This window comes from Paenibacillus sp. JNUCC-31 (genome assembly GCF_014844075.1).
GTDB lineage: Bacteria > Bacillota > Bacilli > Paenibacillales > Paenibacillaceae > Paenibacillus.
The window spans coordinates 6461933-6474219 of the sequence record NZ_CP062165.1; the positions used below are offsets into that span (position 1 = coordinate 6461933).

Sequence of the window (12287 nt, forward strand, 5' to 3'; positions counted from 1 at the left end):
TTATACCTCATCACATTTGGGGTAGTACTCTTATAGATGAAGTTATGTTCAGGTCGATCTGTTCATACGGAATATATTCAGATTCCCGGTAAAGGAGGATATGCGGTGTCGAATTCACTTGCAGAGAATCGTTCTCTGTTCGAACAATTATACACACATGCACCGATCGGCATTGCTGTAGCGTCGCATGTGAGCGGACGTTGGCTTCAGCTTAACCCTGCATTTTGCGAGATGTTGGGGTCCAGTGAAGATGAATTAAAGGATTCTCCGATTGTACATATGATCTATGAGGAAGATCTGGACATGGAGGAATTTCGATCCGGGTTATTGGATATGACTAATGGGCTAAGTCTGATGTATGAAACCGAGTTGCGGCTTAAGCGCAAGGATGATTCTTTATTGTGGGCGACGGTAAGAGCCTGCATTGTTAGGGATGAGGTCAGCGGTGAGCCCCTTTACTTACTAGTACAGGCAAAGGAAATTACGAAGCAGAAGGATGCTGAAAATCGACTGATTATCCAGCGTAAACAGCTGGAGGAGAGCAGCCAAATCTCCAGATTGCTGGCCGAATCTTCGCTTGACCTAATTGCCATACATCATGCTGATCCGGAGCGGACGTTCAAGTATGTATCTCCAGCCAGCAAAAGCATGTTGGGCTATGAGCCGGAAGAAATGATTGGTCAATCTGGCTTGTTCTGCATTTATCCCGACGATTTGCCTCTCGTTGAGGCTTACGTGGCTGGTCAAATTCAGGGTCTTGCTCCTGATCGTATGAGCTATCGGCTCCAGCATAAGGACGGTTCTGTTGTGTGGGCGGATACCATCTCTCATTATGTTTATGACAAACAGGGGAATCTTCAGGAAATGATCGCAGTGACACGTGATATTACAGCGAGCAAGCAGCAGCAGTTAAGTCTTCAGGAATATACTTCGTTGTTTGACTGTAACCCGCTGGGAGTGGCTTCACTCGATCTGGAGGGGAACTTGTTGAAGGCTAATGCAGGCCAGGAACAATTAACAGGTCATACCAAAGATGAGCTGCTTAGCAGGCCCTTTGATCACCTCATTGATCCGGTAGATCTGGATAAGACGAGGTATCATTTTGAACAAACCGTGAAGGGAAAGTCACAGAGCTATGAGATCGGACTGATTCACAAAGACGGACAGCGTATTGAAACGAGTGTCATTAATGTTCCGATTTTGCTTGAAGATCGAGTCGTCGGCGTTTATGGAATAACCAGTGATATTACAGAGTCGAAAAGATATGTAGAGGAAATTGAAAATCTCAGTTACGAAAGAGCGTTGATCCTTAATGCTATGTCAGAGGGGGTCATTGGCCTCGATCAAAATGGAAACGTGATATTTGCCAATCCCATTGCAGCGGAGATGATGAGTTTCTGCCCATCTGAAATAAATGGCAAGCCGCTTGATCAGATTATGTTACAAATGCAAAGCGAAGGTATTCCTTATCCGTCGAATGGCAATCCAATTCTTCAAGCGGTACGTGAGGGGCGAACCCTGCCGCGATCAGAGTCCGTATTTTGGAGGCAGGATGGCTCCAGCTTTCTGGCGGAGTTCCAGTTGAAACCGATGATGGATCTGGGTCACAACCGTGGTGCTGTACTCGTTTTCCGCGATATGACATCAGTGAATGACATCATTCGTGCCAAGGAATTAGCAGAACATGCGGACCGAGCGAAATCCGAGTTCCTGGCGATTATGAGCCACGAGCTTCGTACACCTCTCAATGGTATTATGGGAATGGCACATTTGTTAAAGGAAACAGAGCTGGATGAGGAGCAGAATGGCTTCGCTGATATCATCATTGACAGTGGTGAATCACTGTTGTATATCCTGAACGAAATCCTGGATTTCAGCAAGATTGAGGCAGGGAAAATGGACCTGGAACGACAGCCCGTTGACATCCAAGCCGTTCTTGGCGGGGTCATGGAACTGTTTGCGCTTAAAGCTTCGGAAAAAAATATTGAACTATACTGCGAGATGTCAGAACAAATTCCTGAACGTGTAAGGGGCGATGAAACACGGATTCGCCAGATTCTTATAAATCTGGTGGGCAATGCTGTGAAATTCACGGAAAAGGGAAGCATTCAGGTTCAGGTAAACGTCGAACCTGCGGAGTCTTATGATGAGAATCACCTTATCATGTCATTTTCGGTCAAAGATACGGGGATTGGCATTCCATTCAATAAGCAGCATCAACTGTTCCAGTCCTTTTCACAGCTTGACCCGGCTATTAATCGCAAATACGGAGGCACAGGTCTGGGGCTCGCCATCAGCAAGAAATTGGTAGAACTCATGGGCGGTGCCATTGGTGTAGAAAGTGAGACTGGAGAAGGGGCAGATTTTCACTTCACTCTGCTACTTGAACGATGGCAAGATGAATCCACTGATCCGATTGAGAAGGTTCCTGACAACGACCTGAATCTGGATCGAACAAGCCTGGCATCAGGCATCAAAATTCTTGTGGCGGAGGATCAGTCACTGAACAGTCATTTGCTTGAGGAAATGCTACGTAAACTTGGTGGTGTATGTGACATTGTGGAGAACGGGGAAGAAGCGGTCAAAGCCGTGGAAAGGGAGACATACGATCTAATATTTATGGATATTAAAATGCCTATTATGGACGGGATAGAAGCAACAGGCGAAATCAGGAAAACCCACCCTGAGATCCCCGTCATTGCTGCCATAACAGCCTTTGCAGGTCCGAATGACCGTGAAGCCTGTCTGAAATGCGGAATGCAGGATTTTATCAGCAAACCGTTCAGTTCCACGGAAATAAGTCGTGTACTCAACACCTGGGTCCCCTATATTCGATCCCATCATAATCCATGAAAGATTTTATGCGCCAACGTATCAATAAAAAATAACCTGTCCATGGAATTCAGGGGCAGGTTATTTTGACATACCATTCGTATTTGACCCTGACAGATGTCAGGACCATCCACCAATTAACCCCGAAAGGGTTACACACTCGTCATCTTCCAGTTCTGCAATCAGAGTGAGTTCTTCGTTATCACTCGGGTCCACGGAAAATAGTTCCCGACGTCCGTCTTCATGCACAATAATGACCAGTTGATTACCGCTTTTTGTATCAAACTGGTACTTTACTCCGATACCAGGCAATGGGCATTCCCGGATATTCATGAAACCTGTCACCTCTTTAGCTTTTCCATAATTAAATTTAACCGTTCACACAGTACGGATGTATTCTACTATCCATTACACCATTTGGCAAGTCGGAAAAGAAAGAGCAGTTCTCTTATCCAAACTTGTTGAGCTGTGGATAGTTATATATTCCGACCCTGTAAGGTTCGTCTGCGACGGACGATGAACCAGATAAGTAATGCAATGATCAGCGCCAAGGCAATGCCCCCCGTAATAATGATGTTCCGAATATTCGGGACCTGTACGGTCAAATTCAGTTTATTCGGATTCATTGGGGAGACGTGCCAAATTAGCGTTTTTCCATGATCTTCGACCAGATCTGCGTTAGAATCCTGCGCTTTGATCGGCAGGGTCAGCTTGAAGTCAAAGTTTACATCTTTGAGTAACAGGTTTTTGAGAAAACGAGGCACATTGTTAATCTGGTCCTTGACCTCGCCATCAGGTATGGTTTCCATCAGGTCTGCTTCCGCTGCAATATGCAATTTGGATGTGAAGAAGCCGGGTGTAGTCGACTGCTCCACTTGAATTCCATCGGGTAAATCCAGCGTGCTAAAGGTAGAGACCGTGTTACTTTTCTCATAATGGGTTGTTGCTTTCAGCTGCTTCCGGTCGCCCTGATCCAAGACTTCGGCCTGGAAATGGTTACGTTGTAACGTATCTGCAAGCAGGGTCATGAGATTATCTTGTCCAATCTTGCCCAGAGCCGAGTCGGTTACGCTGAGATTCAGATCCAGATCGGATGATCCGTCCATATTAACCGTAACATGGGCCTCTCCATCTGCGCAGGCGGAAAGTATGGACAGCATAACAGTTAGTAAAATGGCAAGTAATAGCTGACGATAATAGGGTATTCGAGTCGACATTCAGTTCAACCTTTCTGCGTATAATCCAATTCCATTTCATAGAAGTATAGTATACACCCTAAGTATGACGGATGAAACTTTGCTCATTCAAGAGCGGATGAATCTTATGCTATGATTATGGACACAATTTGTAGTGTAAATTTGAAGATTTCGTATTTTTGTCAATGTTCAGTCAATTCAAAAGGGGCTTCACCGTGTAAACTGGTAGTAGTGTGAAGAAATACGGAGCAGGGGGGTTACATTCATGACATATATTATTATTATGGCTATCATCATGGTTGTGGGAATGGTCGGAATGGGCTGGTTCTACAAGATTATGGACAACGATCAACATTAGGGTGTATTGAAAAGAAACGTGAAAAGACAAGCCTATAAGCTGGCTTCGCGATAGATGCGAGGCGAGCTTATTTGTATAGAGCTTCCAAAAAAAAAATGGAACCGAAATTACCAAAGGCAGTGGCCAGATTAATTACTCCAATGGGTACGTGAAATGTGCAGTAGCTGCTTTATTGATCACGAATACAACTGATTCTGATCCAGTGAGATGCTGCTTGGAGGGAAACCCGTTCCCTGCTGATGCAGCATCTTTTTACTTGCATGTTGTATCTAACATTATTACGTAACAAATGTAACGAGCAATGTTGGCTCCATTTGACCGATGGACAAATATTTTTCGTAAAGTTGGGATTTTTAGGCTGCTCTTTTGTATAATAGGGTTTAGTTCAACTCGGGGAATCCCGAAATATGCCTAACAGGAAAGGGTGTACATAAATGAAATTTAGTGAGTATACGTATACACGTCCCGATCTGGAACATATCAAAACGTCATTTCGTCAGCTTCTGAGTGGTTTTGAAGATGCGGCTACAGTTGAAGAGCAAAGCGGTTACATGGATAAAATTAACGCTTTGCGCAGTGATTTTGAGACGCAGGCACAATTGGTTTACATCCGTCATTCCATTGACACCAATGATACATTTTACAAGACAGAAAACGAATTTTTGGATGAAAGCTCCCCGATCATTCAAGAATACATCACCGATTATTATCGGGCTTTGGTGAACTCCAAATTCCGTGCTGAACTGGAACAAAAATGGGGTTCACAGCTGTTCCAGCTGGCGGATCTGTCCCTGAAAACATTCAGCCCTGAAATTATCGAGGACCTTCAGAAAGAGAACAAACTTTCCACGGAATACAACCAGCTCATTGCTTCGGCCAAAATTCCGTTTGAAGGTGAAGAACGCACGTTGCCGCAGCTGCATCCTTTTGAGTTGTCCACGGATCGCTCCATGCGGGAGCGCGCCTCAGAAGCAAGATATACGTTCATGGCTGAACATGAGGCCGAATTCGATCGTATTTACGACGAGCTGGTTAAAGTGCGTACACAAATCGCGAAGAAGCTGGGATATCCTTCATACGTTGAACTTGGTTATGATCGCATGAACCGTACGGATTATAACGCAGAGATGGTATCGAATTTCAGAGCACAAGTTCGTGATTATATCGTGCCTGTAGCAACGAAGCTTAGAGAACGTCAACGCAGCCGGATTGATGTGGATACCCTCTATTATTACGATCAGGGTTTCAGCTTCAAAACGGGTAACCCGACACCGAAGGGTGACGCGGAGTGGATTATTGACAATGGTAAAAAAATGTACGCTGAATTGTCACCGGAAACGGATACGTTTTTCCAGATGATGACCGACAATGAACTGATGGATCTGGTGAGCAAAAAAGGCAAGCAGGGCGGAGGGTATTGCACCTTCCTGAATGATTACAAAGTGCCTTTTATTTTCTCCAACTTCAACGGTACATCCGGCGATATCGATGTATTAACTCATGAAGCAGGCCATGCTTTCCAGGTATATGAGAGCCGTGACTTTGCAGTGCCTGAGTATAACTGGCCTACGTATGAATCCGCGGAGATCCATTCCATGAGTATGGAGTTCTTCACATGGCCGTGGATGGAATTGTTCTTCAAGGAAGACACGGACAAATACAAGTTTGATCACCTGTCTTCCGGGCTGCTCTTTATTCCTTACGGTGTAGCAGTCGATGAATTCCAGCATTTCGTCTATGCCAACCCGGATGCAACACCAGCGGAACGCAAGCAGGCATGGCGCAACATTGAGAAGACGTATCTGCCACACATCAACTACAAGGATAACGCCTATCTGGAGCAGGGCGGATTCTGGCATAAACAGGGTCATATTTTCTCCTCGCCATTCTATTATATTGACTATACGCTTGCACAAATCTGTGCATTCCAGTTCTGGAAACGCAGCAATCAGGATATGAAGTCTGCATGGGCTGACTATCTGGCATTGTGCAAAGCCGGTGGAAGCTTGTCCTTCACGGGATTGGTCGAACTGGCAGGTCTGAATTCTCCGTTTGAAGACGGCTGCGTGTCCTCTGTCATCGGCGATATCGAAGCATGGCTGGACGGAGTAGACGATAAGGCGCTATAAGCCAAAAATAAATTAAAGGTCGAAGAGGTGAAGGGGAGCGAGGAATACACCTGATGTTACCGCATTCTGAGGCAGGGCGGATTTGAATGTATTCATTTACCTACCCTGTACAAAGAATGTGAGGTTATACCATGTTGGTTTTACTGCATCAACTTTCCCAAAGGAAACAATTGGCACCCTTTATCTCGGGAACTAACGGGCATGTGGTCATGGGTGGTGTGCTTGCAGGACTTCAATGCGGACGTGTCTATGCAGACCGGCTTCAAGCTCCGGCAAGCGCACTGATCTGGGCACAAAACGAAATGTTTTATCTGATCGGAAGTTCCGATAATGATCAGTTCAACAGGCGTGTCAGAGAAGTGCTTGTTCAGGAGCTTTTACCTGAAGCGTTAGATGCTGGCGAAGGCATGCTGAATCTTGAGGTTTATCCTGAGCCAGGCTCGGACTGGTCTCCAGTCCTGCATCACATGTTCAATGGACGTCTGCGCGAAGGGTTGCGAGTTCCTTTTCAATTCAATCTTGCGAAGTATGAAAAGTGGCTGGAACGAAGTACCGGCTCTCTGTTCGTTCCTTCTGAATATCATCTTCATGTCATCGACCGAGCTACAATAGAGGTGGACAGAAATGGTATTATTCAGAAAGAAATTTTGAAGTTTTGGCATTCGGTGGACGACTTCATCCAATACGGAGCAGGCACTTGCATGGTTCATCAAGGAAAAGTCGTAGCTACATGTATCTCAGTGTTTGTTAGTGGCACTCACCATGAAACAGGCATTCATACCTACGATCCAATACATCGTGGCAAGGGCCTGGCTACCGCTATGGCAAGCACTTATATCCAATTGGTACTGGAAAAGGGTGGTACTCCACATTGGACGACAGAGGATTTCCGTCATGATTCCATTGTGATTGCGGGTAAGCTTGGTTTTGAACAAGGCAGAGCCTATCCCGTCAATTATATGCCGATTCAGGAGCTTCTGGATTGTAAATGATATTGTAAAAGGGAATAACGAGGCGAGGCTTCCCGATTGTTGTTCTCTCCTTGGTTCCGGTGCGTTGTCCAGACGCTAACGAATCGATGTCATCTTATAGCAGGGAATAGCGCGGGATGATAAGGCTAATGAACTCCAGACGCGTTATTCCGCTGGTAACCTGCCATAGGATAGGCAAATTGAGCAAATAGCGTGTCTGCGATTCGTTAAACCAGCGGCGTCATGAAAATGTTCCGAATAACGCGTGCCAGGTTCGTTAAACGATCTCGAGACGCTGAAGATCTGCAGGGGCTGTCCCGGAAGTCATGAGAATGACCAGGGACAGCCCTTTTTTCGATTCGATTTGTGAATCCCAGATCAACTTGTCTTGTTTAATTTACGCACAGATAAGCGAGTCGGTGAAAAGGAGTCATAATCGTTGGGTAAATCCGTCCCAATGAAACATTTATCAACTCCATTGTGATTTATTTCACTATATCTGAAAACGGATTCAGGTACAATAAAGATAGTAAATCAGGGGTTACAGGAGGCTGGTTCAAATGGCAACACATGCTTATTATGTTCCGCCCGTGAACTTGATGGGTAGAGGATGTTTGCAGGAAGCAGGCAAGATGATTCAGGACATGGGGATTCGCAAAGCGCTAGTTGTAAGCGATCGTCGATTGATTTCTTCCGGCGTTGCTGAACAAGTGCTGTCTATACTAAGAAAATCAGGGTTAGACTATGTGGTATATGATGAGGTTCAGCCCAATCCAACCTGTCAGAACGTACATGACGGACTTCAAGTATTTCAGGATCATGGCTGTGACGCCATTATATCGATAGGCGGAGGTTCACCTCAGGATGCTGCCAAAGGCATTGGCATTGTGGCAACTAATGGTGGACATATCCGTGATTATGAAGGATTGCACCAATCGAAACACAAGTCCGTGCCACTTGTTGCGATTAACACAACGGCGGGCACATCAAGTGAGGTGACCATGAACTACGTGATTACAGATGAGGAACGCAAGGTGAAAATGGTGATGGTGGATCGAAACAGTCTTGTTGACCTGTCGGTGAATGATCCGGAACTGATGCTGAGCAAGCCTGCGAGTCTAACTGCGGCCACAGGCATGGATGCTTTGACCCATGCGGTGGAAGCGATGGTGACGCCTGGCGGGTTTACTGTGACAAGTGCGACAGCGGCTGCTGCCGTGGAATTGATCTTTGAATACTTGCCCAGAGCCGTCAAGGATGGAAGTGATCTGGAAGCAAGAGAGCATATGACCTATGCATGTTTCCTTGGTGGAATTGCTTTTAATAATGCGGGTTTGGGGTATGTCCATGCGATGGCTCACCAACTTGGCGGGGTCTATGATTTGCCGCATGGGGTATGTAACGCGATGCTTCTTCCTTATGTAGAAGAAATGAATGCCAGACATGTACCCGGTAAATTCCGGCATATTGCCAAAGCGATTGGTATGAACGTGAAGGGCAGAAGTGATAAGGAGTGCTCCGAATATGTAATTGAAGCCATTCGTCAGCTTTCCAAGGAAGTTGGTATTCCTGAGAAGCTGTCTGAATTGGGTGTGAAAGATCCTGATGTTGAGTTGCTGGCGGATAACGCCATGAAAGATGCCTGTACACCAGGCAATCCCTATCAGCCATCCAAAGATGAAGTGATGGAGCTGTTCCGTAAAATTATATAGATATTCTTTGGCCGGGAGCAATCTCGGCTTTTTTCTGTGAACATCTAACGAGCAATTTAATCGCTTATTTTTCCATTTAATGATTAGGGTTAAAACAAAAGGATTTTGAAGGCCTATTATCGAATACAATATTTAATAACAGCGGCATGAAGAAGGGAGTGGGTTCCACTTAAACTTTTGTCGAAGTTTTCCAGCAAGATTCCTCAACCCGTTTCGTGTTTAATGTTATATAGGAATTGTGTATTGCATTTTTCACGGGGTGCGCCTTAATTTTCTACATCCACCTATTCACCTCTGCACGAAAAGTTCGGGCAATTCTGCACGTATCATCTACTTTCAGACATGACAATGAATGACGTTCGGCTGCAATTTCGATGAAACAAGTCTGTACAGCATGCTCCTAATCAACACAAAAGTGTTCACACAACAGCATATCGGATTATGGGCTCTGAAATGAATTAGAACGAATGCACATGGAGGAGGCTGTAATGATGGCAAAAAAGGAAGTTGTAGCGATGTTGCTCGCTGGAGGGCAAGGCAAACGGTTAAAGGGATTGACGAAATCACTGGCCAAGCCCGCTGTTTATTTTGGCGGTACCTACCGTATCATAGATTTTCCTCTTAGCAATTGCTCCAATTCAGGCATCGACACAGTCGGTGTGTTAACTCAGTACGAACCTCTGGTGCTACACTCCTATATCGGCATTGGCAGTGATTGGGATCTGGATCGCAAAAATGGCGGTGTATATGTACTTCCTCCTCATGAACGTGAAGACGGCAGTAACTGGTATCGAGGCACGGCGGATGCAATCTACCGTAACCTGAATTTTATTGAACAATTCGATCCTGAGCATGTGCTCATTTTGTCAGGGGATCATATCTATAAAATGGATTACGAGAAAATGCTTCAATACCATAAAGAAAAGGATGCAGATTGCACCATATCGGTCATTGACGTTCCGCTGGAAGAAGCCAGCCGGTTCGGGTTGCTCAACACCCACGATGATTATCGCATCTATGAATTCGAAGAAAAACCTCCTGAACCCAAGAGCACACTCGCTTCCATGGGTATCTATCTATTCAAGTGGGATGTGCTGAAACGCTTCCTGATTCAGGACGAACAGCAGGCATCCACCTCCTATGATTTTGGCAAAGACATCATTCCCTTGCTGCTTGAAAATGAAAAATCATTATATGCTTATCCGTTTGAAGGCTATTGGAAGGACGTCGGTACGATCCGCAGTCTGTGGGAATCCAATATGGACCTGCTGGATGAGGATACGCCGTTTAATCTGAACGACCCGGACTGGCGTATTTACACCCGAAATCCGAATCAGCCTGCGCAATATATTTCACCATCAGCGAAGGTGCGGAATTGCATCATCAGTGAAGGCAGTGTTGTACATGGCGAGGTTAAGCATTCGGTGTTGTTCTACGGAATCGAGGTAGGGGAGAACAGTTCCGTAACCGATTCAGTAATCATGCCAAAAGTGAAGATCGGACAAAATGTACGCATTCACAAAGCTATTATTGCCGAAGGATTGGTGATCCCGGATGGAGTACATCTGTCACCCGCCCCTGAGGATGAAAGTGATATATTACTGGTCGATCAGGAAGAACTGGAACGTCAGCTTCATGAGGGAATGACAAGCAAAGCCTAATCTAAACCCCAAAGGACGGTGCATGCGATGAAACCATTGATCGGAGTTATTAACCTTGACCATGAGCTTGAAGAATTAAAGGAATTGACGTACTTTCGCTGCGGAGCCGCGGTGCCTTATGCCGGGCGTTACCGTCTGATTGATTTTGTATTATCCAATATGATGAATGCTGGCATTGAAAGTATCGGTGTATTTGTCCGTCGCAAGTACCGTTCACTTATGGATCATCTGGGAGACGGCAAGCCATGGGATTTGGATCGCAAGCATGGGGGCATGTTTATTTTGCCACCGGACTGGAATGATCCGACGGATACGTCCCAGGGGGACCTGCAGCATTTTCACAATAATCTCGATTTTTTCCGCCGGGGTTCCGGACAATATGTCGTTCATGCGGGAAGTCGGCACGTGACCAAAGCGGATTTGCAAGACGTGTACAGGTACCATATAAGCAAGGGAGCGGATGTAACACTGGTCTGCAAAAAAGTGGATCAACTGCTGCCTGAACATGACGCCTGTGTCAAAGTTGAAGATGACGGGAGCGGTAATGTGGTGGACATTCACCAAAGTGCCGATCACCCGAATATATATACAGAAATTTTCATCATGGAAAAAGAACTGTTCCTGCGCCAGGTACAGCGCTGCATCGATCATGGGGAAAGCCATTTCTTCCGTGATGTGATTCAGAAAAACCCGGATGGGTTGAACATTGCTGCATATGCCTACGATGGTTATCATGCTGTAATCAATTCGGTCGACAGCTATTACCGCAACAGCCTTGAACTGCTGAATACGGGACTGTATGAACAATTGTTCAAGGAACAGCCTGTTCAGACCAAGATCAAGTACGAAGCCCCGGCCAAATATCTGGACACCGCCGAGGTGAAACATTCCCTGCTTGCGAACGGCTGCATCGTGGGCGGAGAAGTGGAAGATAGTATCCTCTTCCGGGGTGTGACTGTGGAAAAAGGCGCCAAAATCAAGGGCTCCATCATCATGCAAAAGTGCTACATCGGAGAGGGCGCCGTCCTTGAAAATGTCATTCTCGACAAGGATGTGAAACTGAGCGGTGGCCAGACGCTGATTGGCGATCCATCGAACCCGTATATTCTGGCGAAGAGTACTATTATCTAATATCGACCCTTAACCGATATCATCTATAAATATATAAAATAAAAATCCTGTAGGATGGATTTAAGGTTTGTACATGTTCTAAGCATGGGCTGCCACTGCTCAAGCTCCTCATACGTGCAAACGTAGTGAAGGGGACGAAATCGATTCTGAAGAAGCGTCAGCGTTCGCCTAAAAGCTTTCTGCAAGAAAGCTACTTCGAAAGCATATGCTGTCTTCAAATTTCAACCTTGTAAAAGGTTAATCGAGGAAATTTGGAGACAACAGCGATCGGAAGAACGATTCGTAACCGGAACGGGC

At 45.7% G+C, this 12287-nt stretch carries 8 protein-coding genes; 6 read left to right on the plus strand and 2 right to left on the minus strand.

Annotation, left to right across the window (positions count from 1 at the left end):
* The first annotated feature begins 105 nt into the window (after nucleotides 1-105).
* Entirely contained in the window at nucleotides 106-2853 is a 2748-nt protein-coding gene (locus tag JNUCC31_RS28590; protein WP_192266715.1) for a PAS domain S-box protein, read from the plus strand.
* Between the two features lie 99 nt (nucleotides 2854-2952).
* Here JNUCC31_RS28590 and JNUCC31_RS28595 read toward each other — a convergent pair whose 3' ends face one another.
* Together JNUCC31_RS28595 and JNUCC31_RS28600 are read right to left on the minus strand one after the other, a co-directional pair.
* Nucleotides 2953-3165, minus strand: a complete 213-nt coding sequence (locus JNUCC31_RS28595) for a cation:proton antiporter regulatory subunit (RefSeq protein WP_062324587.1) — start codon at nucleotides 3163-3165, stop codon at nucleotides 2953-2955.
* A gap of 143 nt (nucleotides 3166-3308) precedes the next feature.
* Nucleotides 3309-4049 (minus strand): hypothetical protein, encoded by a 741-nt coding sequence (locus JNUCC31_RS28600; protein ID WP_192266716.1) that lies wholly within the window; start codon nucleotides 4047-4049, stop codon nucleotides 3309-3311.
* A 771-nt stretch (nucleotides 4050-4820) separates the two neighbouring features.
* Between JNUCC31_RS28600 and JNUCC31_RS28605 the strand changes: the two genes are divergently transcribed.
* The 5 genes from JNUCC31_RS28605 to glgD all read left to right on the plus strand — a co-directional run bounded on the left by JNUCC31_RS28605 (nucleotide 4821) and on the right by glgD (nucleotide 11990).
* A complete protein-coding gene (locus JNUCC31_RS28605) occupies nucleotides 4821-6515 on the plus strand; it encodes a M3 family oligoendopeptidase (RefSeq protein WP_192266717.1) in 1695 nt (564 codons plus the stop codon).
* A 131-nt stretch (nucleotides 6516-6646) separates the two neighbouring features.
* The gene (locus JNUCC31_RS28610; protein ID WP_192266718.1) at nucleotides 6647-7507 is read left to right on the plus strand and encodes a GNAT family N-acetyltransferase; all 861 of its coding nucleotides are present in this window, start codon (nucleotides 6647-6649) and stop codon (nucleotides 7505-7507) included.
* Nucleotides 7508-8046: 539 nt separating this feature from the next.
* The gene (locus JNUCC31_RS28615; protein ID WP_192266719.1) at nucleotides 8047-9198 is read left to right on the plus strand and encodes an iron-containing alcohol dehydrogenase; all 1152 of its coding nucleotides are present in this window, start codon (nucleotides 8047-8049) and stop codon (nucleotides 9196-9198) included.
* 491 nt (nucleotides 9199-9689) lie between these two features.
* Nucleotides 9690-10859 carry a glucose-1-phosphate adenylyltransferase gene (locus JNUCC31_RS28620; protein ID WP_323374402.1) on the plus strand — a complete coding sequence of 390 codons (1170 nt, stop codon included), beginning with the start codon at nucleotides 9690-9692 and terminating at the stop codon, nucleotides 10857-10859.
* Nucleotides 10860-10886: 27 nt separating this feature from the next.
* On the plus strand, nucleotides 10887-11990 hold the full coding sequence (glgD, locus tag JNUCC31_RS28625) for a glucose-1-phosphate adenylyltransferase subunit GlgD (RefSeq protein WP_192266721.1): 1104 nt from the start codon (nucleotides 10887-10889) through the stop codon (nucleotides 11988-11990).
* Nucleotides 11991-12287: the final 297 nt, after the last annotated feature.

Excerpts from the sequence above, each read along its gene's own strand:
- JNUCC31_RS28620 (WP_323374402.1), top strand. The coding sequence starts at position 9,690 with ATGGCAAAAAAGGAAGTTGTAGCGATGTTGCTCGCTGGAGGGCAAGGC.
- JNUCC31_RS28595 (WP_062324587.1), bottom strand. The coding sequence starts at position 3,165 with ATGAATATCCGGGAATGCCCATTGCCTGGTATCGGAGTAAAGTACCAG.
- JNUCC31_RS28600 (WP_192266716.1), bottom strand. The coding sequence starts at position 4,049 with ATGTCGACTCGAATACCCTATTATCGTCAGCTATTACTTGCCATTTTA.
- JNUCC31_RS28605 (WP_192266717.1), top strand. The coding sequence starts at position 4,821 with ATGAAATTTAGTGAGTATACGTATACACGTCCCGATCTGGAACATATC.
- glgD (WP_192266721.1), top strand. The coding sequence starts at position 10,887 with ATGAAACCATTGATCGGAGTTATTAACCTTGACCATGAGCTTGAAGAA.
- JNUCC31_RS28610 (WP_192266718.1), top strand. The coding sequence starts at position 6,647 with ATGTTGGTTTTACTGCATCAACTTTCCCAAAGGAAACAATTGGCACCC.
- JNUCC31_RS28615 (WP_192266719.1), top strand. The coding sequence starts at position 8,047 with ATGGCAACACATGCTTATTATGTTCCGCCCGTGAACTTGATGGGTAGA.